Annotated in this window: 20 protein-coding genes and 1 pseudogene; 11 read left to right on the top strand and 10 right to left on the bottom strand. The window is 73.2% G+C overall.

Annotation, left to right across the window (positions count from 1 at the left end; genetic code table 11):
• Window positions 1-13: 13 nt before the first annotated feature.
• From OG823_RS25120 to OG823_RS25100, 5 genes are all read left to right on the top strand, one after another.
• Window positions 14-1,912 (top strand): helix-turn-helix domain-containing protein, encoded by a 1,899-nt coding sequence (locus tag OG823_RS25120; RefSeq protein ID WP_371482047.1) that lies wholly within the window; start codon window positions 14-16, stop codon window positions 1,910-1,912.
• 93 nt (window positions 1,913-2,005) lie between these two features.
• The gene (gene lipB, locus OG823_RS25115) at window positions 2,006-2,788 is read left to right on the top strand and encodes a lipoyl(octanoyl) transferase LipB (RefSeq protein ID WP_371484644.1); all 783 of its coding nucleotides are present in this window, start codon (window positions 2,006-2,008) and stop codon (window positions 2,786-2,788) included.
• 131 nt (window positions 2,789-2,919) lie between these two features.
• Window positions 2,920-3,873: a lipoyl synthase gene (locus tag OG823_RS25110; RefSeq protein WP_371482045.1), complete on the top strand. Its 954-nt coding sequence runs from the start codon at window positions 2,920-2,922 to the stop codon at window positions 3,871-3,873.
• 240 nt (window positions 3,874-4,113) lie between these two features.
• Window positions 4,114-4,302 (top strand): hypothetical protein, encoded by a 189-nt coding sequence (locus OG823_RS25105; protein WP_371482043.1) that lies wholly within the window; start codon window positions 4,114-4,116, stop codon window positions 4,300-4,302.
• 196 nt (window positions 4,303-4,498) lie between these two features.
• Window positions 4,499-5,197, top strand: coding sequence for a DUF4191 domain-containing protein (locus OG823_RS25100; RefSeq protein ID WP_371482042.1), 699 nt, complete (start codon window positions 4,499-4,501; stop codon window positions 5,195-5,197).
• 242 nt (window positions 5,198-5,439) lie between these two features.
• Here OG823_RS25100 and OG823_RS25095 read toward each other — a convergent pair whose 3' ends face one another.
• The gene (locus OG823_RS25095; RefSeq protein ID WP_371482041.1) at window positions 5,440-5,907 is read right to left on the bottom strand and encodes an RDD family protein; all 468 of its coding nucleotides are present in this window, start codon (window positions 5,905-5,907) and stop codon (window positions 5,440-5,442) included.
• Between the two features lie 258 nt (window positions 5,908-6,165).
• On the opposite strand from OG823_RS25095, the gene glnA reads away from it, so the two are divergent.
• Window positions 6,166-7,578, top strand: a complete 1,413-nt coding sequence (glnA, locus tag OG823_RS25090) for a type I glutamate--ammonia ligase (RefSeq protein WP_371482039.1) — start codon at window positions 6,166-6,168, stop codon at window positions 7,576-7,578.
• On the opposite strand, the gene OG823_RS25085 is transcribed toward glnA, so the two are convergent.
• The 4 genes from OG823_RS25085 to OG823_RS25070 all read right to left on the bottom strand — a co-directional run bounded on the left by OG823_RS25085 (window position 7,566) and on the right by OG823_RS25070 (window position 10,731).
• On the bottom strand, window positions 7,566-7,937 hold the full coding sequence (locus OG823_RS25085) for a hypothetical protein (protein ID WP_371482038.1): 372 nt from the start codon (window positions 7,935-7,937) through the stop codon (window positions 7,566-7,568). The two genes, glnA and OG823_RS25085, sit on opposite strands and share 13 nt — an antisense overlap.
• The gene (locus tag OG823_RS25080) at window positions 7,934-8,959 is read right to left on the bottom strand and encodes an alpha/beta fold hydrolase (protein WP_371482036.1); all 1,026 of its coding nucleotides are present in this window, start codon (window positions 8,957-8,959) and stop codon (window positions 7,934-7,936) included. The genes OG823_RS25085 and OG823_RS25080 overlap by 4 nt, the downstream gene beginning before the upstream one ends.
• 155 nt (window positions 8,960-9,114) lie before the next feature.
• A complete protein-coding gene (locus OG823_RS25075; protein ID WP_371482034.1) occupies window positions 9,115-9,903 on the bottom strand; it encodes an SDR family NAD(P)-dependent oxidoreductase in 789 nt (262 codons plus the stop codon).
• A gap of 30 nt (window positions 9,904-9,933) precedes the next feature.
• A complete protein-coding gene (locus tag OG823_RS25070; protein WP_371482032.1) occupies window positions 9,934-10,731 on the bottom strand; it encodes an alpha/beta hydrolase in 798 nt (265 codons plus the stop codon).
• 210 nt (window positions 10,732-10,941) lie between these two features.
• Here OG823_RS25070 and OG823_RS25065 point away from each other — a divergent pair, with 210 nt between their 5' ends.
• Both OG823_RS25065 and OG823_RS25060 read left to right on the top strand, forming a co-directional pair.
• A complete protein-coding gene (locus OG823_RS25065) occupies window positions 10,942-13,677 on the top strand; it encodes an AAA family ATPase (RefSeq protein ID WP_371482031.1) in 2,736 nt (911 codons plus the stop codon).
• A gap of 265 nt (window positions 13,678-13,942) precedes the next feature.
• Window positions 13,943-16,708: an AAA family ATPase gene (locus tag OG823_RS25060; RefSeq protein ID WP_371482030.1), complete on the top strand. Its 2,766-nt coding sequence runs from the start codon at window positions 13,943-13,945 to the stop codon at window positions 16,706-16,708.
• 138 nt (window positions 16,709-16,846) lie between these two features.
• Here OG823_RS25060 and OG823_RS25055 read toward each other — a convergent pair whose 3' ends face one another.
• The 3 genes and pseudogenes from OG823_RS25055 to OG823_RS25045 form a co-directional block, all read right to left on the bottom strand.
• Window positions 16,847-17,965 (bottom strand): MBL fold metallo-hydrolase, encoded by a 1,119-nt coding sequence (locus OG823_RS25055; RefSeq protein WP_371482028.1) that lies wholly within the window; start codon window positions 17,963-17,965, stop codon window positions 16,847-16,849.
• A 327-nt stretch (window positions 17,966-18,292) separates the two neighbouring features.
• The gene (locus tag OG823_RS25050; RefSeq protein ID WP_371484760.1) at window positions 18,293-18,568 is read right to left on the bottom strand and encodes a hypothetical protein; all 276 of its coding nucleotides are present in this window, start codon (window positions 18,566-18,568) and stop codon (window positions 18,293-18,295) included.
• Window positions 18,569-18,581: 13 nt separating this feature from the next.
• A pseudogene (locus tag OG823_RS25045) lies at window positions 18,582-18,932 on the bottom strand (amidohydrolase family protein); the annotation flags it as partial.
• 341 nt (window positions 18,933-19,273) lie between these two features.
• Here OG823_RS25045 and OG823_RS25040 point away from each other — a divergent pair.
• Entirely contained in the window at window positions 19,274-20,911 is a 1,638-nt protein-coding gene (locus OG823_RS25040; protein ID WP_371482027.1) for a hypothetical protein, read from the top strand.
• A gap of 97 nt (window positions 20,912-21,008) precedes the next feature.
• Here OG823_RS25040 and OG823_RS25035 read toward each other — a convergent pair whose 3' ends face one another.
• Entirely contained in the window at window positions 21,009-22,040 is a 1,032-nt protein-coding gene (locus tag OG823_RS25035) for a PP2C family protein-serine/threonine phosphatase (protein WP_371482026.1), read from the bottom strand.
• A gap of 280 nt (window positions 22,041-22,320) precedes the next feature.
• Between OG823_RS25035 and OG823_RS25030 the strand changes: the two genes are divergently transcribed.
• The gene (locus tag OG823_RS25030) at window positions 22,321-22,686 is read left to right on the top strand and encodes an ArsC/Spx/MgsR family protein (protein WP_371482025.1); all 366 of its coding nucleotides are present in this window, start codon (window positions 22,321-22,323) and stop codon (window positions 22,684-22,686) included.
• 136 nt (window positions 22,687-22,822) lie between these two features.
• Here the strand turns inward: OG823_RS25030 and OG823_RS25025 are convergent, their stop codons facing one another.
• Window positions 22,823-23,296, bottom strand: a complete 474-nt coding sequence (locus OG823_RS25025; RefSeq protein ID WP_371482024.1) for a pyridoxamine 5'-phosphate oxidase family protein — start codon at window positions 23,294-23,296, stop codon at window positions 22,823-22,825.
• 90 nt (window positions 23,297-23,386) lie between these two features.
• On the opposite strand from OG823_RS25025, the gene OG823_RS25020 reads away from it, so the two are divergent.
• Window positions 23,387-23,938, top strand: a complete 552-nt coding sequence (locus tag OG823_RS25020) for a DUF1697 domain-containing protein (protein WP_371482022.1) — start codon at window positions 23,387-23,389, stop codon at window positions 23,936-23,938.
• The last annotated feature ends 86 nt before the right edge of the window (window positions 23,939-24,024 follow it).

Below are 24,024 nucleotides of genomic sequence, written 5' to 3'. Positions count from 1 at the left end.
TGGCGGCTGCACCGTGAACGACCCGCTCCCCGGCGCGGCACCCGCCCTGCGCCGACTGCTCGACCTGCTCGCCTCGGGCGCCGCGACCGAGGACTTCGCCGAGGTGCTCGCCGAGGCCCGGCTGCAGGGCGCGCCCGCGGCCGTGCTCGCCGAGATCGACGACGCCACCTGGCTGGCCCTGCGGGTGCACCGGACACTGCGTCAGCACCGGCGCCGGGAGGCCGAGCTGACCGCGCTCTTCGACACCGCGGGCGACCTCGCCGCCTCCCGGGACCTGGACGCCGTGCTGCAGGCCATCGTGCGCCGGGCCCGGATGCTGCTGGGCACCGACACCGCGTACCTGACGCTGCCGGACGAGGCGGCCGGCGACACCTACATGCGGGTCACCGACGGCTCCGTCTCGGTGCTCTTCCAGAACCTGCGGCTCAGCCTCGGCGACGGCCTGGGCGGCCTGGTGGCGCAGACCGCCCGCCCGTACGCCACGCCGGACTACCGCACCGACGAGCGCTTCCACCACACCGGCCAGATCGACGCGGGAGTGCTGGACGAGGGCCTGGTCGCGATCATCGGCGTGCCGCTGCTGCTGGGCGGCCGGGTGATCGGGGTGCTGTTCGCCGCCGACCGCACGCCGAGGGCCTTCTCCCCCGACGAGGTGGCCCTGCTCTGCTCGCTCGCCGCGCACGCCGCGATCGCCCTGGACACCGCCAAGGCGCTCGCCGACACCCGGGCCGCGCTGGCGGGGCTGAACAGCGCCAACGCGGTGATCCGGGCCCACTCCGCGGCCGTGCAGCGCGCCGAGCAGGCCCACGACCGGCTCACCGACCTGGTACTGCGGGGCGCCGCGGTCGCGGACGTGGCCGCCGAGGTGGCCGCGCTGCTGGACGGCGGGATAGCGGTGCACGACGCCGAGGGAAACACCCTGGCCGGCCCGGCGGCCGGGGCCGAGGGGCTGGCCGAGGCGGTCGCCGCCTCCCGCGCCGAGGGCAGGGCGGTGCGGCGCGGGGACAGCTGGGTCTGCGTGGTGCTGGCCGGGCAGGAGCCGCTGGGCAGCCTGGTGCTGCACGGGCGGCCCGGCCTGGACGACGCGGACCGCCGGCTGTTCGAACGGGCGAGCGTGGTGACCGCGCTGCTCCTGCTGCTGCGCCGCTCGGTCGCCGAGACCGAGAACAGGGTCCGCGGCGAACTGCTCGCCGACCTGCTGGCCGCCCCCGACCGCGACCCGGCCGGCCTGATCGCCCGCGGGCGCCGGCTCGGCGTCGACCTGGGGCGCCCGCACCTCGTCCTGGTCGCCGAGGCCGCCGCCCCGACCGGCCGGGAGCGGCTGGCGGGAGCCGCCGGGCGCTACCTGTTCGGTTCCCGGGGGGTCAGCGCCGAACACGGCGAGGCCGTGGTGCTGCTGCTGCCGGACGACGGTTCCCTCGCCCCGGGCGAGGCCGCCGAACAGGCCGCCGAGCGGCTCGCGTGGCTGACCGGCGGGCCGGTCACGGTCGGCGTGGGCCGCAGCGCCGCCGGCCCGCTCGCGCTGGCCGCCGCCCACGCCGAGGGGCTGCGCTGCGTACGGGCGCTGCGGGTGCTCGGCCGGGCCGGCGACGGCGCCTCGGCCCAGGCGCTGGGCTTCCTCGGGGTGCTGCTCGGCGACGGCCACCACGTGGAGGGCTTCGTCGCCTCGACGCTGGGCCCGCTGCTCGACTACGACTCCCGGCGGGGCACCGAGCTGGTCCGTACACTGCGCGCCTACTTCGACTGCGGCGGCAGTCTGACCAGGGCGAAGGACGAGCTGCACGTCCACGTGAACACGGTGGTCCAGCGGCTGGACCGGGTCGAGGCGCTGCTCGGCCGGGACTGGAGCAGCCCCGAACGCTCGCTGGAACTTCAGCTGGCGCTGCGGCTGCGGCTGCTCTCGGACAGCTGAACGACTCTCCCCCGGTCGGGCGTACAGTGGCGAGGTTGGTCTCGAACGCCAGGGCAAGGAGCAGCGGTGAGCGAGAACGTACGGTTCGTACGCATGGGTGTCGGCGAGGGGTCGGTGCCCTACCAGGAGGCCTGGGAGGAGCAGCAGCGGCTGCACGCCCTCCGGGTCGCCGACGAGATTCCCGACACCGTGCTGCTGCTGGAGCACCCGCCGGTCTACACGGCGGGCCGCCGCACCAACCCCGAGGACCGGCCGCTGGACGGCACTCCCGTGGTCGAGGTCAACCGGGGCGGGGAGATCACCTGGCACGGCCCGGGCCAGCTGATCGGCTACCCGATCGTCAAGCTGCCCGAGCCGATGGACGTGGTCGCCTACGTCCGCCGGCTGGAGGAGGCGCTGATCCGCGCCTGCGCCGAGTTCGGCGTGGAGACCGCCCGGGTCGAGGGCCGCAGCGGGGTGTGGGTGCTCGGCGACAGCATCCCGGACGCCGTGGTCGACCCCGCACAGGTGATCGACATCGGCAGCCTCACCCTGCGGATGGGCCTGCCGCTCGGCATCGACCCGCGCCTGGCCGGCCCGGAGTACGCGCCGTCCAACGCCGGCCAGCGCGGCGGCGACCGCAAGCTCGCGGCGATCGGCGTGCGGGTCGCGCGGGGCGTGACCATGCACGGCTTCGCGCTGAACTGCAACCCGGACATGACCTGGTTCGACCGGATCGTGCCCTGCGGCATCCGGGACGCCGGCGTGGCCTCGGTCAGCACCGAGCTGGGCCGGGCCTTCCCGGTCGGCGAGGCGCTGCCGGCGGTCGAGAAACACCTCGCCGAGGTCTTCGCCGAGCTCGCCGAACCCGCGCCCGCCGCCGCAGCGGCCCGGTAGCGGAATCCCCACAGGGCGACGGACGTTGCCCGAAGAGGCCACCGCCTGGGATTCCCCGGGCCGGACCGGTCGAAGGCCGTACAACCACAGGCGTACCCTGGGGGTACCCCGTCTAGTTCTAGGAGTCGCACGTGTCCGCTGTCGCACCCGACGGCAGGAAGCTGCTCCGCCTGGAGGTCCGCAACAGCGAGACCCCCATCGAGCGGAAGCCTGAGTGGATCAAGACCCGGGCGAAGATGGGCCCGGAGTACACCGCCCTCCAGTCACTGGTGAAGAAGGAGGGGCTGCACACCGTCTGCCAGGAGGCCGGCTGTCCCAACATCTTCGAGTGCTGGGAGGACCGCGAGGCGACCTTCCTCATCGGCGGTGACCAGTGCACCCGCCGTTGCGACTTCTGCCAGATCGACACCGGCAAGCCCGCCGACTTCGACCGTGACGAGCCCCGCCGGGTGGCCGAGTCCATCGTGACGATGGACCTGAACTACGCCACCATCACCGGCGTCGCCCGCGACGACCTGCCGGACGGCGGCGCCTGGCTGTACGCGGAGACGGTGCGCCAGGTGCACGCGCAGACCGCCGGCCGCGAGGGCGGCCGCACCGGCGTCGAGCTGCTGATCCCCGACTTCAACGCGGTGCCGGAGCAGCTGGCCGAGGTCTTCTCCTCCCGGCCCCAGGTGCTGGCGCACAATGTCGAGACGGTGCCGCGGATCTTCAAGCGGATCCGTCCGGCGTTCCGCTACGAGCGCTCGCTGGACGTCATCACCCAGGCGCGCGCCGCCGGCCTGGTGACCAAGTCCAACCTGATCCTGGGCATGGGCGAGACCCGCGAGGAGGTCAGCCAGGCGCTGGCCGACCTGGTGGGCGCCGGCTGCGAGCTGATCACCATCACCCAGTACCTGCGCCCCTCGCTGCGCCACCACCCCGTCGAGCGCTGGGTGAAGCCGCACGAGTTCGTGGAGCTGCAGGAGGAGGCCGAGGAGCTCGGCTTCGCCGGTGTGCTGTCCGGCCCGCTGGTGCGCTCCTCGTACCGCGCCGGGCGGCTGTACCGCCAGGCGCTGGAGCACCGCGCGAAGGCCACGGTCTGAGACATGCGGACGGGAGGGGTGGGGCCACGGCGGCCCCGCCCCTCCCGTCCGCATGTCCGCTCCCGTCCGCGGGCCGCCGACGGCCGGTCCGGCGCTCCGGCGCACGTCTGCCGTATTCCGTTCCGCCAAAGGGGCGCCGGGTCTTCATCAGGCTTTGACGACCCGGTCACGGCCTGGTAACACCAAGTGGTGACCGTGGAACTGTCAGGACCTTCTCGACACCGAGGGGAGCTGTTCGGCATGCAGGCAAGGATTCGATCGGTCGGCGGCAACGCGCTGCGGCTGGCCGAGAGCGTGCTGCTCGGGGGCGGCCAGCGGCACGCCCGGCAGAACGCCTGGGCGGCGGTCTGCGAGAACCGGCGGCTCGCCGCCGACCGGGGCGGCCCGGCCCGCCCGGCGGGCGCCGCCACGGAGGCCGGGCGCCGCTGACCGGGCCTCCCACCGGTGCGGGCAGTGGCCGGATCCGGGCCCGGCACGGGCTCGGGATACCGGCCCGGGGTATCGACCGGGGATGTGCGCGGGCCGCGGTCGCGGGCCTTCCGGAGGGCCTGCGCTCGGCCGGAGGGATCACGGTTCGGGCCTAACAGGCACCGGGCTTGGATATACCGCGCTGCGGCCACGTACCATGAGCGTTATGGCGAGGGAAACATCCGAGAACACCGGGCGACTCAAGCAGATCCGTCTGGCGTACCAAATGACCAAGAAGGTCGACACAAAGATCGGCCTGATCATCGCCGGCGTCGGCCTGCTGACCTTCGGCGTGTTCCTCGCCATCGGCTTCGCAATCGGCCACCCGGTGTACGTGGGCATCCTGGGCTTCATCGTGGCCTTTCTGGCCATGGCGGTGGTCTTCGGACGCCGGGCCGAACGTGCCGCCTTCGGGCAGATGGAGGGCCAGCCCGGCGCGGTCGCGGCCGTGCTGAACAACATCAAGCGCGGCTGGAGCGCCAACCAGACCCCGGTCGCGGTGACCCGCAGCCAGGACGCGGTCTACCGGGCGGTCGGCCGCCCCGGCATCGCGCTGATCGGCGAGGGCAACCCCAACCGGGTCCGGCAGCTGCTGGCCGCCGAGAAGAAGAAGATGTCGCGCGTCGTCGGGGACATCCCGGTCCACGACATCGTGGTCGGCACCGGGGAGGGTGAGGTCCCGCTGAAGAAGCTGCAGGTCCACCTGATGCGGCTGCCGCGCGCGATCACCCCGGCCCAGGTCACCGAGACCAACGACCGGCTGCGCGCACTGGGCGACCTGCTCTCCAAGGCGCCGATCCCCAAGGGCCCGATGCCCAAGGGCGCCCGGATGCCCAAGGGTGGCCAGGTTCGCTGAACCGCCACCGCCCCGACACACGACACGGCCCCGCCGCGGACATCCCGCGGCGGGGCCGTTTGACTCCCGCGTTCCTTCGGTGCCGATCGCTTCCGTTCGTTCCCCGGGGGCCCCGGGGCTTCTGGGGGCTTCTGGGGCTTCGCAGGGCCCCGGGGGCTTTTCTCGGGGCTCCTCGGGCGCGGCGCCGGGCGCCCGGGGGCGTCCCGGCGCTCAGGCGCCCGTCTCCCCGAGCGGCGAGGTACTCAGATCCGGACCTCGACCGTGCCGACCGCCTTGTCGTGCAGCCCACGGGTGTCACGGTCCCAAACCAGGGCAGGCACCACGAGACAGAGCAGCAGGGTGCGCAGCAGGGTCTGCGGGATGGTGGCGCGACTGCCGTCCGGACGGACCACCCGGAGGCCGAACAGGCGCTTGCCGACGGTGGTCCCCGTGGTGGCGAGCAGGAGGGCGGTGACGGCGTAGAAGAGCGGGGTGGTCCAGAGATTGGCCTCCGCCTGGTCTCCGCGCGCGAGCAGTCCGTACGCGACCAGGCCCACCAGCCAGCCGTCGACGAACAGCGCGCCGAGCCGGCGGCCGGGGCCGGCCATCGAGCCGGGGCCCTCCTGGGGCAGTCCGAGGCGCTCGCCGCGGTAGCCGAAATCGGCACCCATCTTCTCGGCGGCCGCCTTCGGGCCGTCGATCCACGATCCCAACGCTTCTCTGGTGTCCACGAATCCACACTAACCGGGCGGCTCCGACGCGCCGCCACCGCCTCCCCCGGAGGGTGAACCGCCCTTCGGCGACTTGCCGCAAGTGGTCTGGACCACTTGCGGCGCACTCCCCGTGGGGGCGCAGCGTTTTGCCCGGAACCGTCCACCTTTGCCGCCCGTCGGACGAGGGCGGTTAACATGCAGGAAACGGCAGAGCCACCAACAGGAAACGGGCCATTCCTAGGGTTGAGCCCCGATCCGCACGCTGATGGAGGATGGATGTTCAACAACGCCGCCGAGGTCAAGCAGTACATCGCGGACAATGACGTCAAGTTCGTCGATGTACGGTTCTGCGACCTGCCGGGCGTCATGCAGCACTTCTCCGTGCCTGCGGCGACCTTCGACCCGTCCGAGACGCTGATGTTCGACGGCTCGTCGATCCGCGGCTTCCAGGCCATCCACGAGTCGGACATGGCGCTCGTCCCCGACCTTGCCACGGCCCGCCTGGACCCGTTCCGCAAGGAGAAGCACCTCAACATCAACTTCTTCATCCAGGATCCGATCACCGGCGAGGCCTACAGCCGCGACCCGCGCAACGTCGCCAAGAAGGCCGAGGCCTACCTCGCCTCCTCCGGGATCGCCGACACCGCGTACTTCGGGCCCGAGGCCGAGTTCTACGTCTTCGACTCGGTCCGCTTCGAGACCAGCGCGAACGCCTCGTACTACCACATCGACTCCGAGGCCGGCGCCTGGAACAGCGGCTCCGCCGAGGGCGACGCACGCGGCTACAAGGTCAAGTACAAGGGCGGGTACTTCCCCATCCCGCCGGTCGACCACTTCGCCGACCTGCGCGCCGAGATGTCCCTGGAGCTGGCCGCGGCCGGCCTGGAGGTCGAACGCCAGCACCACGAGGTCGGCACGGCCGGCCAAGCGGAGATCAACTACAAGTTCAACACGCTGCTGCACGCCGCCGACGACCTGATGCTGTTCAAGTACATCATCAAGAACGTCGCCTGGCGCAACGGCAAGACCGCCACCTTCATGCCGAAGCCGATCTTCGGCGACAACGGCTCCGGCATGCACGTCCACCAGTCGCTGTGGACGTCCGGCTCGCCGCTCTTCTACGACGAGCAGGGCTACGCCGGGCTCTCCGACACGGCCCGCTACTACATCGGCGGCCTGCTCAAGCACGCACCGTCGCTGCTGGCCTTCACCAACCCCTCGGTGAACTCCTTCCACCGCCTCGTCCCCGGCTTCGAGGCGCCGGTCAACCTGGTGTACTCGCAGCGCAACCGCTCGGCCGCGATCCGGATCCCGATCACGGGCTCCAACGCCAAGGCCAAGCGCATCGAGTTCCGCGCCCCCGACCCGTCCTCCAACCCCTACCTCGCCTTCGCCGCGATGCTGATGGCGGGCCTGGACGGCATCAAGAACAAGATCGAGCCGCTGGAGCCGGTCGACAAGGACCTCTACGAGCTGGCCCCCGACGAGCACGCCTCGGTTCCGCAGGTCCCGGCCTCACTGCCGGCCGTACTGGAGGCCCTGGAGGCCGACCACGAGTACCTGCTCGCGGGCGGCGTCTTCACCCCGGACCTGATCGAGACCTGGATCGACTACAAGCGCACCAACGAGATCGCCCCGATCGCGCTGCGCCCGCACCCGCACGAGTTCGAGCTCTACTACGACCTGTAAGAGGGTCCCCGACCTGCGGAAACACCGTTCGGCCCCGCGCCGTTTCCGCAGGTCAGCACCTCGCTGACCTGCGGAAACGTGGTCCGGCCACTTCGCATCGAACACTTCAGGACTCGCGATGTGAATGAGCGCGAACCGAGTTCGATCTCGGCACCGGACCCCTTGGCGGCCTGAACCGCCACAACACACCCTCGGCCGTCTTCCTCGCTGTCGTGGACGGGCAGCGGCGGCGCGTGTCCGTCCGAGTCGGTGAACTCCAGCACGCTGACGGAGCCACCGGTGCTCCGGCCGGGTACCAGGACTCGGGTCCGTCCGCCGAGGAACCAGAACGGTTCACCCGTGGCGGCGAAGGCGGTCATGACGAGCTCTTCAGGAAGTCGAGCAGGATGCCGGTCATCTCGGCGGGGTGTTCCTCGTACAGCCAGTGACCGGAGTTCCTCACCACCACGCCGGTGACGTCGGTCGCGTACTGCCGCACCTGGTCGGGCACGAAGGATCCGAGGCTGCCGTCGGCGCCGATCGCCAGGACCGGCATCGTGAGCTTGCTCTTCTGGTAGACGGCGTTGTCGACCATGTCCTGCGGCAGGGTGCGGAACCACGCGAAGCTCGCTTCGAGGTGCGCCCTGTCCTTCAGGAAGCCGGCGAACACCGAGATCTCGTCCGGGGTGACCGCGCCCTGGTTGACTTCGAGGTCGGCGATGAACTTGTCGGTCCACAACGTCTCGCGCCCCTCGATCAGCTGCTCGGGGAGGCCGTTGGTGAGCGCGAAGAAGCCGAAGTGCCAGGCTCCCGGGCCGCTGTCGGTCAGAGACGGGAAGGAGTAGATGCTCGGGTCGGGGATCGGTGCCTCGCTGAGCACCAGCTTGCTGACGTCGGCCGGATGTGCGGCGGCGTAGGAGTAGGCGACCATGGTGCCGATGTCGTGCCCGACGATGTTGACGTTCTTGTCGCGGCCGAGTTGCACCAGGAGTCCGTGCAGATCGGCTGCCATCGACTTCTTGTCGTAGCCGGTCGCCGGGGCGTCGCTGCGCCCGGCGCCGGGCAGGTCCGGTGCTATGACGGTGTAGTGCTCGGCGAGCGCCGGCATGATGTGCCGCCACTCGTACCAGGTCTGCGGATAGCCGTGGAGCAGGACCAGGGTCGGACCATGGCCGCCGACGACGTAGTCGATGCCGAGGGAACCGACATGCGCCAGGTGCTCGGTGAATCCGGGCGGCATCTGCTCATGGCGACTGGAGGCGGCCGCCGGGGGCGCGGGGGCCGCGGTCGCCTGCGCGGGGGCCGGGGTGGCGCTGACGGCGGCGGCCGTCAGCAGGACGGCCGCCGCTGCGGCGCCCAGGGCCAGGCCGGGACGCCGGAAAAGGGCATGGGGGTGTCCCATGAGTGGCTCCAAACGGTGTGGGGTGCTGCGCTACGGTGCGCCGGACAGACGGGCGCGGTTGGTCAGGGATGCAGCGACCAGGGCCGCGGGTGATCAGGAGGGCGGCGGCCAGCGCCGCGGGTGGCCAGCGCCGCGGGTGGTCAGGAGGGCAGCGGTCAGAGCGTGCTGACGAGGCCGCCGTCGATGACGAAGTCGGCGCCGTTGACGTTTCCGGCCCGGTCGCCGGCCAGGAGCAGCACCAGGTCGGCGACTTCCTCGGCAGAGGTGAAGCGGCCGGTGGGGGCATCCGCGGCGGCCTGCTCGGCGACGGCCGCGGCCGTGTTGCCCGAGGCGCGAGCGACGGTCGCGGCGACTCCGTCGTCCGCCAGCCACAGGCCGGTGGCGACGGGGCCGGGGCTGATGCTGTTGACGCGAACGCCCTGCGGTCCCAGTTCCTTGGACAGCGCCTTGGTGAAGTTGGCCAGGGCGGCTTTCGCGGCGCTGTAGTCGATGACGAGCGGGTCCGGCAGAAAGGCGTTGACCGAGCAGACGGTGACGATGGTGCCGGTGCCGCGCCGCAGCATGAGCGGGACGACAGCCCGGGTGGCGCGCACGGCGGCCAGGAAGTTGATGTTCAGTGTCGCGGCCCAGTCGTCGTCGGTCACCGTCAGGAAGCCGCCGACACGGGGCCGGACCGAGCCGACGTTGTTGACCAGGATGTCCGGGGCGCCGACGGCTTCGACGGCTGCGTCGATGAGCCTCTGGGGGCCGTCGGTCTCGGCGAGGTCCACCTCGACGGGGACGACGCGGCCGTCGGCGGCCAGCGCCGTCAGCGGCGCGGAGACCTGGCGGGCGCCGGCGACGACGCGGACCCCCTCGTCGGCCAGTGCGCGCACCACCGCCAGGCCGATGCCGCGTCCCGCGCCGGTGACGACGGCGGTCTTTCCAGAGAGTCCGAGCTCCACGGCGGTCTCCTTCGATCTCGGTGGGGAGGGTTACAGGGACTGCCGGCGCAGCCAGGCCAGCGCGGTGTCCGCGACCTCGCGCCAGCCGCTGTCGACGGTCAGCGAGTGACCCTTGTCGGGGAAGTCGGTGATGTCGGTGACCGCGTCGGAGTGGCGGTACTGCTTGAGGGTGGCCCGGGTGACGGCCTCGGGAACGGTGTGGTCCTTGCCGCCGGTCATCAGCAGCAGCGGTCCGCGCAGACCGTTGGCGGTGTCGACCTTCGCCGGGGAGTGCGGGTTGAAGTTCGCGGCGGCGGCCTCGAACAACGGCTTGCCCGGCGCGGGGATCGTCCAGCGTGCGAAGAGCAGGTTCGACTCCTCCTCGGACACCGCGTTGCCGAAGGCGAAACGGAACTGCTCGGCGGTCAGGGACACCGCGCGGTGCTTGTTCCCAGGGTTCCTGAACACCGGCAGGGTGGCCCGCAGCGCGGACAGCGGAAGCGGCAGGACCCCCTTGATCTGCGCGGCGTCGATCGCGACGGCGGCCGCGGCGAGATTCTGGCCGAGGAGCTTCTGCGCGATCATGCCGCCGAAGGAGTGGCCGATCAGGATGGGAGCGGTGTCGAGGCCGCGGATGATCGCGGCGTAGTGCTCGACGACGTCGTCGATGCCGTGGTCGGCGATGCTCTCGGGGTTGTCGCGGGAGTCCTCGACGGTCTCGGGGTCGCCGGGCCAGCCAGGCGCGGACGGCGCGTAGCCCTCGCGGGCGAAGAGCTCGATCCAGGGCTCCCAGGATGTGGCGTGCAGCCACAGTCCGTGGATGAAGATGACGGGTGTCGGTGTCGTCATGGTTGCCTCTCGGCGGGGACGGGTCGTGCTCGGATCTCCAGCACACCACGAGGACGGCGGCGCTCGCACCGGGGAAAGACCCCAGTCGCCAAGTGTCCCTCGGGAGCGGTCCTGTGATCGGTAGTCACACCCCCATGTCGTCGACCGGACGCGATATGATCATCTGATGTCCGGCGGCGTACCGGATCAGCACTTCCCCTAGGAGGCCGGGTGCCGCTCGTCGGGCGCGCGACGGAAACCGAGCATCTCAGGGGCCTGATCGACCGGGCCGGCACGTGCGGCGCCGCCCTGACGGTGCGCGGGGCACCCGGCATCGGGAAGTCCGCCCTGCTCTCCGAAGCCGGCGCCTACGCCGCCGATGCGGGGATGCGGGTCCTGACGATGTCCGGGGTGGAGGGCGAGTCGCACCTCCCCTACGCCGGACTCCAGCAGTTGCTGCATCCGGTCCGGGCGGCCGCCTCCGCGCTACCGGACCACCAGCGGCACGCTCTCACGGCGGCGGTCGGCGGCGCCGACTCGGCGGTGCCGGACATCTACCTGGTCGGCCTGGCGGTGCTCAACCTGCTCTCCGACGCCGCCGCCGGTGCCCCGGTGCTGCTGGTCGCCGAGGACGCCCAGTGGCTGGACCACTCCACCGTCAGCGTGCTCGCGTTCGTGGCCCGCCGGCTGGAGTCCGAGCCCGTGGTCCTGCTCGCGTCGATCCGCGACGGCTTCCACTCCCGACTGGACGATGCGCAGTTGCCCGAACTCGCCCTGCCGCCGCTGACCGCGGAGCATGCCGCCGAGCTCCTCGACGCCCACGCCCCGGAGCTCTCCCCCGAACTGCGGCAGCGGTTCCTGGCCGAGTCCGCGGGCAATCCCCTCGCCCTGACCGAACTGCCCCGGGCCACGCGGGACTCCGGCGGGAGCGCCATCGCGGCCGCCACCTGGCTGCCGCTGACCACCCGTCTGGAACGCGCCTTCACCGCTCGGCTGTCCGGCCTGCCCGCTCTGCCCCGCACCCTGCTCCAGGTCGCCGCCCTCAACGACGGCAGCTCGCTGGAGGAGGTGTTCAGCGCGGCGGAGGCCCTGCTCGGCGGCGCGGGCCGGGTCGGGATCGCCGACCTGGAGGCGGCCGTCCGCGCGCACCTGGTCGAGATGAACGCCACCGACCTCTGGTTCCGCCATCCGCTCATGCGCTCGGCGATCCACCAGAACATGAGCCTGCCCCAGCGCCACGCGGTCCACGCCGCCCTGGCCGAGGTGCTCACCGGCCAGGACGACCGCCGCAGCTGGCACCTGGCCACGGCCGCCTCGCGCCCGGACGAACGCGTCGCCGCCGAACTGCAGGCCACGGCGGCGCGCGCGGAGCGGCGGGGAGCGGTCGCGGCGGCGGTGGCGGCGCTGGAGCACGCGGCCAGGCTCAGCGAGAATCCCTCACTGCGGGCCGAGCGACTGCTGCGGGCGGCGGACCTTGCCGGTGAACTCGGGGACCGCACGGTGGTGGCCGGCCTGCTGAGCCAGGCCTCGGGACTCGACCTGTCATCGCAGCAGCGGGCCCGGCTGGTGTGGATCCGGGGCACGTTCGACGAGGGCCTGCGCAACCGGACCGCTGACGCGCGGTCGCTGGCCGGGCTCGCCGAGACGGTGGCCGGCGCCGGGGACCCTCAGCTGGCGGTGCGCATCCTGTGGAGTGCCGCCCAACTCTGCTTCTGGACCGAGCCGGGAGCCGAGGCCCGGCGGCAGGTGGTCGCGGTCGCCGAATCCCTGCCGGCCGACGCCGCGCTGGAGCAGTGGCTCGTGGCGATCCTCGCCTGGGCGGCTCCGATCGAACGCGGCGCCGCCGTCATGGACCGGCTGCGGGTGGCGGAGCGCCAGGCCGGCGTCGACGCGCGGGCGGAACGGTTGCTGGGGAACGCGGCGCTCATGGTGGGGGCATTCGACCTGGCGCAGAGGTTCAGCGATTCCGCGAGCGTGGATCTCAGGTCGCAGGGCCGGCTCGGGCTGCTGACCAGGGCCCTGGGCACGGAGGCGTGGGCGGCGGTCCAGACGGGTGATCTGAACGTGGCGATCCCGGTCGCCGAGGAGTCGAGCAGGCTGGCGCGCGAGACCGGCCAGCAGTTCCTCTACGGGCTGCTGCGGGCGAACGAGGCGGTGATCGCCGCCGTGCGCGGCGACCACGGGCGGGCCGAGTCCCTGGCCGAGGAGGCCGAACTGCTGGCGCTGCCGGTCGGCGCCCGACCGGTGCTGTGCCGGGTGCAGGTGGCCAGGGGCATGAACGCGCTGGCCCTGGGACGCTTCGAGGAGGCGTGTGCCCAGCTACGGCGGATCTACGACCGCGCCGATCACTCGCACCAGATCGCGCTGAGCTGCTACGCCCTGGCCGACCTCGCCGACGCCGCGGTCCACTGCGGGCAGGGCGAGGCCATCCGGGGCATCGTCCGGGACATGGAGGCCACCGCGCTCCGGACGCCCTCGCCCGCGCTGCACGCCGCACTGCGTTTCACCCGCGCCGTCCTGGCCGACGACGACGCCGACGCCTTGTTCGCCGCGGCACTGAGCGCGGATCTGACCGGCTGGCCCTTCATCAGGGCGCGGACCCAACTGGCCTACGGCGAATGGCTGCGGCGCCGACGGCGGGCCGTGGACTCCCGGACCCATCTGCGGGCGGCCAGGGAGACGTTCGACGCGCTGGGAGCCATCCCCTGGAGCGAACGGGCCCGCCAGGAACTGCGGGCGTCCGGCGAGCGCAGCAGGCGCCGCAGCCCCGACGCACGCGACCGGTTGACGCCGCAGGAACTCCAGATCGTGCAGATGGCCGCCGAAGGACTGACCAACCGCGAGATCGGCCAACGGCTGTACCTGTCTCACCGCACCGTCAGCTCCCACCTGCACCGGATCTTCCCGAAGCTCGGCATCACCTCCCGCTCCGAGCTGGCCTCGGTCGTGCGCGCGGCCGGCGGCTAGGCCCGGGCCGTCGGCCGCCCCACCCGGCGGCAGCACCGTCACATGACGCTCGCGAGGGCGCCCCGGGGCCGACTAGTTTCGCACCGCGGATCCGCCGGAACCGCCAGGGCGTACCGGCCACCGGGCCTTCCCGACCTGCGAAGGCGCCGACCGACCGGCAGCGTCCACGCCGTCGCCTCCCTGTCCTCGCTCTGCAACGTCGCCGCGACCCGCGCCTGTTATCCGTAGTGGGCCCCCGGGGCCTCTCCGTCAACGAGGAGCGACCATGTTCCCGCCCGCAACCATCTCTCCGATCCTGGGACGGCACGCCGAGGTCCTCAGACTCGACGCCCTGCTGGCGTCGGTCCAGGGCGGAGCCAGCGGCACACTCCTGCTGATCGGTGAGGCCGGGATCGGCAAGACCCGCCTACTGGACCACGCCGCGCACGAGGCCGCCGACCTGAACGTCATGAGGATCGCCGGCGTCGAATCCGAGGCGCGGCTGGGCTTCGCGGCGCTGCACCGGCTGCTGCGCCCGCTGCTCGGCGGCGTCGACCGGCTCCCCGCCCCGCAGCGCGATGCGCTGGGTTCGGCGTTCGGCCTCCTCGCCGCGGGCCCCTCGGACCGCTATCTGGTGGGCCTGGCCACGCTCACGCTGCTCGCCGACGCCGCCACGGCGCAACCGGTCCTGTGCCTGGTCGACGACGTGCAGTGGTTGGACCGGGAGTCGGCCGAGGCCCTGGCCTTCGTCGGGCGGCGGCTGCGGGCCGACGCGGTGGGGATCCTGCTGGCCGGCCGCGAGGCCGCCACCGCCGCGCCGCTCTTCGACGGAGTGCCCACCGCCCGCATAGCCGGTCTTGCGCACGACGAGGCCAGAGCCCTGCTCGCGGTCGGCGTGCCCGGGCGGCTCGACGCGGGCGTCGCCGAGCGGATCGTCGCCGACACCGGCGGCAATCCGCTCGCGTTGATCGAACTGGCCGGAGAGCTGGCCGCGGAGCAGCTCGCCGGCAAGGCCCCGCTGCCCGCCCCGCTGCCGGTCGGCCCCCTGCTGGAAGCACACTTCCTGCGCCAGGTCCGGACCCTGCCGGCCGAGACGCAGGCGCTGCTGCTGCTCCTGTCCGCGGCGTCGCCCGACGACCCGGCCCTGCTGTGGCGTGCGGCCGGGCACCTCGGACTGTCGCCCGAGGCGGCGGACCCCGCGCTGAACGCCGACATCGTGACCCACCGTCGGCATGTCGAATTCCGGCACCCGCTGATCCGGTCCGCCGTCCACCGCGGTGCCGCGGCCGAGGACCGCCGCCGGGTCCACGCGGCGCTGGCCGCCGTCAGCGACCCGGTCCGGGACCAGGACCGGCGTGCCTGGCACCGTGCCGAGGCGACGATCGGCCTCGACGAGGCCGTGGCCGTCGAGCTGGAGGCGGCCTCGGAGCGCGCGCGGGCCCGCGGCGGCTACGCCGGGCAGGCCGCCTTTCTCGTCCGTGCCGCGGAACTGTCCCCCCAGGACCGGGACTGCTCGGCGCGGCTCGTCACGTCCGCCGGCGCCTACCTGACCCTCGGCGACCCGGCCGCCGCGCAAGCCGTGCTCGACCGGGCCGAGCCCGGGCTCGGCGATCCCGTCGTACGCGCCAAGGCCCGGCAGGCCAGGGCGACCGTCGAGATCTACTTCGTCCGGGTGACCGCCGCCCCGGCGATCCTGCTGGACGCCGCCGGTTCGATCGCCGGCATCGACGCCCCACTGGCCCGGCGGATGCTGTTCGAGGCGATGGCGACGGTGCTCATCGCCAACCACCGCGCCGTGGGCACCACGCCGGAGGACGTCGCCCGCACGGCCCTGGCCTCGCCCGCGATGGACGCCACGGGTACCACGGTCCCCGAACTGCTGCTGAACGCCTACGCCGTACGCCTCGCCGTCGGGTACGAGGCGGGTGCGCCGCTGCTGCACAGGGCACTGACCGCGATCAGCTCCGACGGCGAACTCAGCGAGGCCGGCCTGCCCCTCGCCGTGATCGCCATGTTCGCGTCCGACGACATCTGGGACGACGAGCACGGTTGGGGGGCCTGCCGACGGATCGACGCCCACGACCGGGCCACCGGCGCGCTGGGCGCACTGCGCACCACCCTCATGGTCCAGGCGACCTGGGAGATCCGCGCCGGCCGGTTCGCGGCCGCCTCGGCCTGCCTCGACGAGTCCACCGAGCTCGCCGGCGCGATCGGCATCCGGCCCGACGGCCCGGTCCACCGGGTCGAACTGCTGGCCTGGAGCGGCCGGGAGGCCGAGACCCGCCAGACCGTGGAGACCATCAGGAGCGTCTGGACCGAACACTTCGAGGACACCAACTTCGGCGACCACGTCATGAACTGCCTGGCCGTCCTGGAGAACAGCCTCGGCCGCTACAGCGAGGCGCTGGCCTGCGCGCTGCCCTCGTTCGAGAAGGACCAGCCCACCTCGGGAGCCCGTGTCCTGCACGAGATCGTCGAAGCCGGCGTGCGGTCCGGGGACGAGAGCGCGGCCAAGGCGGCCCTCGAACGCCTGGAGGAGCGCGCGTCGGCCAGCGGGACGCAGTGGGCGCTGGGCCTGCTGGCCAGGTGCCGGGCCCTGATGGCCGGCGACGAGCACGCGGAGGCGCTGTACGCCGAGGCGGTCGACCGGCTCGGGCAGACCCGGATCGTCACCGAGCTCGCCCGGACCCATCTGCTCTACGGCGAATGGCTGCGCCGCCGCAAGCGCCGGATCGACGCGCGCGGCCGGCTCAGGACCGCGCACGACATGTTCACCGCCATGGGAGCCGCCACCTTCGCCGAACGGGCCCGGGTGGAACTGCTGGCCACCGGCGAGCGGGCCCGGAAGCGGGTGGCGCACACCGAGCACGACCTGACACCCCAGGAGATGCAGGTGGCGACCCTCGCCGCTGGTGGGGCCACCAACGCCGAGATCGCCGCCAGGCTCTTCATCACGGCGTCGACGGTCGAGTACCACCTCAACAAGGTGTTCCGGAAGCTCCGGATCACCACCCGGCGCAAACTGACCGCCGCGCTCGGGGGAAACGCCTGACCGAGGGGGGAAAGCCCTCGGTCGCAGGGCACGGCCGGGGCTGCCGCGTCATCGTGCGGGTCCCGGACGATGAAACCGGGTTCGGCTCCCGGCCGGTGACCGACGGCCGGGAGCCGAACCCGTCGATGCGGAACCGGCCTACGGATGCGTGCTGAACGGGCCGAGGATCCCGCTGTCGATCCGGAACGACTCGACCAGGGTGGCGGCGTTCTCCTGGGTGAAGACGTCGGCGGCGGCCAGGACACCCGTGTACTTGGCGATGACCGGGTCGGCGGCCTTCTTGGCGACCGCGTCGAGGTAGGTCCGGAAGACCGCCCACGAGTTGCCGGCCGGCCCGTACTTCGCGAAGTACGGCGTCGGGTCGAGGTTCATCGCACCTCGGACACCGGCCGCCAGGTCGGCCAGGTAGGCGAGTTGCAGGTCGGCGTCGGCGCGCGTGCCGAGCCGTCCCAGGTGCCCGCCGACGAGGGTCTGCCACGGGTAGTCCATGGCGGTGTGCTGGGACTGGAGCCAGTCCGGGATGTCCTGGGAGACGGCGAGGCCCTTGAACGGGACCCAGCCGGGGTAGAGCACGTCCACCAGCATCAGGGTGCCGTGGGCGGGCGCGTGGATGAAGATGTTGTCCGGCGAGTGGTTCGGGCCGTGGTACGCCAGTTCCAGCGTCTCGCCCCCGACGTGCAGGGTGTAACGCTCGTCGAAGGTGACCCGCGGAGCCGGGCGGTTCGGGTCGGCGTCGCGCACGAGCAGGCGGCGGCACTCGCTGTGGCCGATCCGGACGACGTCCTTGCCGAAGATCGAGGACGCCCCGGCGTGGTCGGCGTGGGAGTGGGAGTAGATCAGGTGGGTCACCCGGTTCGGGCGGCCGTTGGCCAGCGTCACGTCGTCGATGGCGCGTTGCAGGTTGTGCCCGATGGTCGGCGGCGCGTCGACCAGGACGACGCCGTCCTTCGTACTGAGGAACATCGACTGGTAGGACCCGTCGGTGACCCAGTAGAGGTGGCCGTTGATCCGGCCGACGTGGTATCCGGCGGCGTTGAGTGCGGGCCCGGACGCGGCGGGCGGGATCGGGGCGAAGTCAGGCAGGTCGAGCGGCGAGGTCGCCTCCGCCGACGTCCCGGCCACCGGAGCCGCGCCCGCCGTGCCGGCGGACACCCCGCCGATGAGCGCCGCGGCTGCCGGCACGGTCAGGGCGGCGCCCGCGGTCCTGAGAAACGCCCGCCGGTTCGCCGCGGTCGAGGGTATGGGTCCTGCGTTCATGATTCGGGCCTTTCCAAGGCTTCAGGGTTCGACAGTGGTGTTCGGGCATGGTGGTCGAGGTGGTGAGCGAGGGTGCCGTCGTGCCGGCTGCCTCACGCGGTCCGGGTGGAGGCGTCGCCGGCATGCCGCGGCGCAGGAGCACCCGGGTGAGCAGCGCCCCGACGACGCCCGGGACGGCGGCGACGGCGTTCGACCCGACCGGCCACGCCACCGGCGAGCCCCGCGCCGCCGAGGCGGTGGCTGACCTCCTGCACGCCGTGCCCGACCAGCAGGAGGCCGGTGACGATCCGTGGGATCAGGAGGCCGCTGTCCATCAGCAGAGCCCTCTCACTCGAAACAGGCGTCGGCCGGGTGAGGCGCCGGCGGGCTGTCCGGGGCGTCCCCGCGGGCCACCCGCCACGCGTGCTGGAGCCTGGACTCGGCGGCCGCCTGCGCGAGGTGGTCCGCCTGCCGGATCCCGGATCCGCCGCGAGGCGCAGCGGCCTGGTAGCCCCCGAAGTGGGCGACCGGACTCCAGTGCGGCTCGACCTCCGGCGGGGGCGCGGCCAGTCCCTCGAACTCGCCGACCGCGTGAACGATCCGGCCGCCGGCCACGGTCAGCACGGGCCCACTGGCCCTCCGGGGTCCGGGCGGCCTGCTCGCGCAGCATTCCGAGACCCTGGGCCGGCGAGGTGACGCCGTCCCATCGGAGTTCGAGGACGTAGTGCGGACCGCCGCGGATGATGTGGCAGTGCGAGTCGTCGAGACCTGGAATCACCCGACGGCCGAGTGCGTCCACGACCCGGGTGCCAGGGCCGATGTGAGCGGCGACGTCCGCGTCGTTCCCGAGGACGCCGACGACGCCGTCGACCACCGTCAGGGCGGAGGCGGACGGCCGCCTCGGATCTCCGGTGTGGATCTTCGCGTTGCGAACCACCAGGTCTGCGGGGTGGCCGGCGGCTCCGGCTCCGAGGCCCGCCACGGGCATGGATGTCACTGCTCTCCTACGACCGCTGCGTCGATGACTGTCGCCCAGCAGCACACCATCGGGCCCGTCCGCTCGCATCGAGGAAAGACCCCAGTCCCCCGGCTCCGGTCGGTCGTGCGCCGCGACCGGGGATCGCCCCGGTACCGGGTGAGCACCTTCGCCGGCAGGCAGGGCGGACCGCACGACGGCGCCGGCCCCCGGGGAGGCGGCGTTCGATCCGGGATCGCGCGTGCGGGGCGGCTCGCCGCGACCGTCGTGCGGTCCGCCCGTCCGCTCACACGTACGGGCTACTTTTTCGTGACCGGCCGCGTACGGAGCGGAGCGGCCGCCATGATGGTCCGGTGCTGACGAAGGAGATCGCCGCCGGACTGATCCACTGGGCGCGGCGGGTGGAGGACGCACGGCGGCGGGTACGGGCCGGCCACAGTCCGGACCGGCTCCGGTTCGCGGCGCAGTGCCGCCGTGAAGCCTTCACGTACCTGGTCACGGCCTGCGGAGCACTGAGGACCTGGCCGGGCACCGCCGAGGTCGGCCCGGAGGCGGTACTGGCCGCCCACGACATCCTGCTCGCCGCCGACGGCCCCGAGATCCGCCGGATCCTCCCACTCGTCACCGTGGCCGCCCAGCAGCGCCGGATCCCCGCCCTGCACCTCGCCGAGGCCGTCGACGCGCTGTGCGTCGCCGAGAAGCGCCCGCAGGTGTACGGCACCGTGGCCGAGCACCCGATCGCCGACGAGACCCGCGTACGGGCCAAGCGGGCCGCTCTCGGCCTGCCGCTGCCGCCGGCCCGCGGCGCGGTCACCGGGACCGGACAGGCGGGGCCGGCCGACCCGCCGATCCCGGCCGGCCCGGAGCCCTGGGACGGCATGGCGGTGCTGGACGGGTTGCTGGCCGACCTGCCGCCCGTCGCGCCGCTCCCGCGCACGGTGCGCCGGAGCGTCGGCCCGGACGCGGACTGGGCCTGCGCGTACTGCGGCGGCCCGGCGGGCGTCGACGCGCCGGAGATCGAGATCCGCGCACGGGTCTGGCGGATCTGCCCGCGCTGCGCCGGGTGCCCCGACACCCCCGAGGCCCGGCTGCTGGACGTCCTGCTCACCAAGGGCGGCGTCCCCGAGGAGACCGCCCGGGCCACCGCCGCGCTGGCCCGCCACCAGGGGTGGCGGCTCCCCCTGCGGTACGAGGAGCCGCGTGCCCGGCCCGACCGGCGACCGCAGCCGCGCTGGCTGCACATCCCCGAAACAGCGGTCGGCAAGCTCGTCCTGCTGGCCGAGCAGCGGCGCCCGGCCGGTCCTCCCGCGCCGGCGCCGGCGTCGACCGGCCGCGGTGACGTCCCCGGCGGGACGCACCCCGGGCTGCTCGTCTCCCCCAAGGCCCTCCTGCTGCTCGCACTGGCGGCGGACCGGCCGCTGACCGTCACGGAGGTCGGCCAGGCCCTCCGGCTCGCGCCCCCCACGCCGGCCGACCGGGGCCTGGCCGTCGGCACCGTCGGCGACCTGCGGGCCGTCTTCGCCGCGCCCCCCGACTGGCTGCTCGACCACCACCGCCGGTTGGCCGCTCAGCGGGCGGCCGACCGGGCCGGGCAACTGCGCCACCCGGCGAACCGGGCCACCGTGCCCGCCCAGTCCTCGCCGTCGCAGTCCTTGCCTGCCCGAGCCGTGCCCTCGCAGCCCTGCGCTCCGGCGGCCGAGCCGGCCTCGCCGGCGGGGCCCGTCCTCGGGCCGCCGCACCCGGAGATGCTGCTGTCGGCCAGGGCCGAGCAGGTGCTGGCCCGGCCGCTCGACGACAGCTTGCAGCCCAGCACCGTCTCCAAGACTCTGCAGACCGCCCACGCGACCATCGTCAAGCGCCGGCTCAGGGTGGACACCGTGGCCGAACTGAACGCCGTCTTCCACCGGCCGCCGGACTGGCTGCTCGACTTCCATCGCAAGCTCGCGGCCGAACGCGCCGCCAACCGGCTCAAGCAGGCCGGCCGGGCCTGAGCCCGGGCAGGCCGGGCTCGGAGCTGACCCGGCTCGGAACACGCCGGACGCGGAGCAGGCCGGAGTCGGAACAGGCCGGGCCACCCGCCGCCCGGGCTCAGAGCGGGGTGACGGCCAGCACGGCGAGGTCGTCGGAGAGCCGGCCCGCGTACGCGTGCACGTCGTGGTCGAGGAAGGCGACCACGTGTTCCGGGTGGGCTGTGCCCAGCGCGCCGAGGCGCCCGGCCAGCGGATAGAACTCGCCGGAGGCGTCCCGGGCCTCGCTGACACCGTCGGTGTGCAGGAGCAGCGTGTGCCCGGCCGGGAGGGCCACCCGGGTGAGCCCGGCCCGGCCCCCGGGCGTCCCGAGATGTCCCAGGCCCAGCGGCAGTTCGTCGGGGCAGCGCACCGAGGTCACGGCGGAGCCGGAGAGCAGCAGCGGGGCGAGGTGGCCCCGGTTGACGACGTCGACGTGCTCGGCGCCCGCCCGGTGCTGGAGCAGCACGGCCGTGACGAACAGTTCATCGTCCTCCCGGTCCACCGCCTCGCGCCGGACGGTGCGGTCCAGCTGTTCGGCGAGTTCGGCCAGGTCGGCGGTGTCGTGGGCGGCGGCCCGGAACGCGCCGAGCACCTCCGCCACCGTCCGTACGGCCTCCAGACCCTTGCCCCGGACGTCCCCCAGCAGGATCCGGACGCCGAACCGGGTGTCGCAGACCGCGTACAGGTCGCCGCCGATCGCCGACTCGGTGTGAGCGGCGCGGTACAGACCGGCCATCCTCAGCCCGCCCGCCCGGTCCGGCACCGGACGCAGCACCGCGCGCTGCAGGGTTTCGGCGACGGTCCGGGCCTCGTCCAGGTTCCGCTCCTGCCGCATCCGCTGCCAGGACAGCGCCGTCCCCATCACGCCGGAGAGCACGGTGGCGACGTAGACCCAGATGTGGTGCTGCTCGTCCAGGTGACCGGCCCGCGCCGCCAGGGCGATCTGGAGGCCGACGGCGCCGACGGTGGACAGCAGGGCGAGCACCGGGCCGTAGCTGAACGCGACCACCACCGGGAGCGCGGTGAGCAGGAAGCCCGCCGCGACGGCCGAGGGGAACAGTGCCTCGGCACCGAGGTCGAGCAGGATCAGCACCACCGGCAGCCAGCGCACCCAGGTCGGGGTTCCGGGCCGAAGGACCGGGCTCCGGAGCGGTGGACGGCTGGCTGGGGGCACGGGCGAAACCTCTCGCGGCGGGAGGGGCCGTACCGACGGCACGGACCGGCGGCCGTGGGGCCGCCTTCTCATGGTCGCGTATGGATCCCGCCGGTGGACGCCTGCTTTGGTCCCGCCGGGACGGGTCTTAGGCCCCGGTGTCCGCCGCGCCGGGCCCGGGTAGGACGGCGCGGCTCGGTGGCGCCGCCGGGCCACGGCCGGTGGGTACTCTGGCCGGATGGAGATCTGGATCAACCCTCGCTGCGGCAAATGCCGGTCGGCACTCACCGAGCTGGAGGCCGTCGGGGCCCAGTACACCGTGCGGCGGTACCTGGAGGACCCGCCGACCGCCGCCGAACTGGAGCAGGTGCTCGGGCGGTTGGCTCTCGAACCGTGGGACATCACCCGCCTGGACGAGCAGGCGGCCAAGGATCTCGGTATGAAGCAGTGGACCCGCGAGGCGGACGACCGGCCGCGCTGGATCGCCGCGCTGGCCCAGCACCCCGTCCTGATCCAGCGGCCGATCATCACGGCGGACGACGGCCACGCGATCGTCGCCCGGACGCCGGAGGCCGTGAAGTCCATCCTGCCGCCGAAGCGCTGACCGCAGGCGCCGCCGGGGCCCCGGGGCCCCCGACAGCCCCCGACAGCCCCCGGCCACCTGTGCGGACGGGCGGTCGGGGCACGGCCGGTCCGAGCACGGCCGGTCGGCCGGGCCGCCGGTCAGTGGCGCTGGACGGTCAGTGGCGCTGGACGGTCTTCACCGGCTCGCCCGGATGCCAGGAGAGGATCATCAGGTGGTCCTCCTCCACGCTGGTGAGCACCACCTGGTCCAGCTCCAGCCGGAAGGCGTGCAACGGGCCGGGCGGCGGCGGCTCGGGCAGCTCCGACTCCCACGCGGTCAGCTCGACCGCGTCGGTGATCTCGACCGCGCGGCCGGCGACCTTGGCGTCGCCGCCCTCCATCGACGAATCCCCCGGGTTGCTGTGCAACGCGAAGCGGGCGTCCCGCTGCAGGTCGCGTGCCTTGACCGCGCCGTACATCGACCCGATCGTCAGGTCCGCGCCGATGAACTCCACCTCCGTGCCGCTCACCCTGGGTGCGCCGCCGGCCCGCACCGTGGCCAGCACATGGTGCTTGTTGGCCTCGAAACGGGCCCGCACCGCGGACGCCAGATCCGGTGCCTCGTGCTCGAAATCCTGCCAGGTAGCCATGCCGTCAGTCTGGCACCGGGCACCGACAACCGCCCCGTACGCCCGACTCCGTCCGGGGCGGTTGTCGGTGCCCGGTGCCAGACTGGGCCGATGACCGAGACGACGTACATCGCGTTCCTCCGGGCCGTCAACGTCGGCGGGCACACCGTGAAGATGGAACGGCTGCGCGAGCTGTTCACCGAACTGGGGCTGAGCGGTGTACGCAGCTACATCCAGAGCGGCAACGTCTTCTTCCGCACGGACGAGACGGACCGCGCCGCCCTCACCCGGCGGATCGAGGAGCATCTGGCCGCCGCCCTCGGCTACCCCGTACCGGCCATGCTGCGCACGGTGGAGGAGGTCGAGTCGCTGCTCGCCGCCGAGCCGTTCGCCGGGTTCGAGGCCGGGCCGGACGTACGCCTGGTGCTGGTCTTCCTCTCCGAGCCGCTGCCGACCGGGTTCCCGCTGCCGCAGACCTCGCCCAAGGGCCACTACGAGATCATCGGTGCCGACCCGGGCACCGCGTACGTGGTGATGCACCTGCTGGGCGGACGGATGAACACCAACCCCGGTGCGGTGTTCGGCAAGTCCTACCCCGGGCAGGGCACCGGCCGGTTCCTGCACACCACGCACAAGATCCTGGCCGCGGCCCGGAAGGCCTGACGGCTCCGTCCGGGAGCGAGAGCCGTCCGCGGAGCGCCCGATCCGCCCGAGAAGCGAGGGCCTGCCCGACACGGCCGACCGCGCCC

This window comes from Kitasatospora sp. NBC_00315, from assembly GCF_041435095.1.
Taxonomy (GTDB): domain Bacteria; phylum Actinomycetota; class Actinomycetes; order Streptomycetales; family Streptomycetaceae; genus Kitasatospora.
The sequence above is the reverse complement of the archived record's forward strand: the minus strand, read 5'-3'. Positions and strand labels throughout refer to the sequence as shown.

What these genes read in the sequence shown, in the direction of transcription:
- OG823_RS25070 (WP_371482032.1), bottom strand. Translation starts at nt 10,731, where the DNA reads ATGACGACACCGACACCCGTCATCTTCATCCACGGACTGTGGCTGCAC.
- OG823_RS25085 (WP_371482038.1), bottom strand. Translation starts at nt 7,937, where the DNA reads ATGACCGCCTTCGCCGCCACGGGTGAACCGTTCTGGTTCCTCGGCGGA.
- lipB (WP_371484644.1), top strand. Translation starts at nt 2,006, where the DNA reads ATGGGTGTCGGCGAGGGGTCGGTGCCCTACCAGGAGGCCTGGGAGGAG.
- OG823_RS25025 (WP_371482024.1), bottom strand. Translation starts at nt 23,296, where the DNA reads ATGGCTACCTGGCAGGATTTCGAGCACGAGGCACCGGATCTGGCGTCC.
- OG823_RS25030 (WP_371482025.1), top strand. Translation starts at nt 22,321, where the DNA reads ATGGAGATCTGGATCAACCCTCGCTGCGGCAAATGCCGGTCGGCACTC.
- OG823_RS25020 (WP_371482022.1), top strand. Translation starts at nt 23,387, where the DNA reads ATGACCGAGACGACGTACATCGCGTTCCTCCGGGCCGTCAACGTCGGC.
- OG823_RS25105 (WP_371482043.1), top strand. Translation starts at nt 4,114, where the DNA reads ATGCAGGCAAGGATTCGATCGGTCGGCGGCAACGCGCTGCGGCTGGCC.
- OG823_RS25080 (WP_371482036.1), bottom strand. Translation starts at nt 8,959, where the DNA reads ATGGGACACCCCCATGCCCTTTTCCGGCGTCCCGGCCTGGCCCTGGGC.
- OG823_RS25055 (WP_371482028.1), bottom strand. Translation starts at nt 17,965, where the DNA reads ATGAACGCAGGACCCATACCCTCGACCGCGGCGAACCGGCGGGCGTTT.
- glnA (WP_371482039.1), top strand. Translation starts at nt 6,166, where the DNA reads ATGTTCAACAACGCCGCCGAGGTCAAGCAGTACATCGCGGACAATGAC.
- OG823_RS25100 (WP_371482042.1), top strand. Translation starts at nt 4,499, where the DNA reads ATGAGCGTTATGGCGAGGGAAACATCCGAGAACACCGGGCGACTCAAG.
- OG823_RS25060 (WP_371482030.1), top strand. Translation starts at nt 13,943, where the DNA reads ATGTTCCCGCCCGCAACCATCTCTCCGATCCTGGGACGGCACGCCGAG.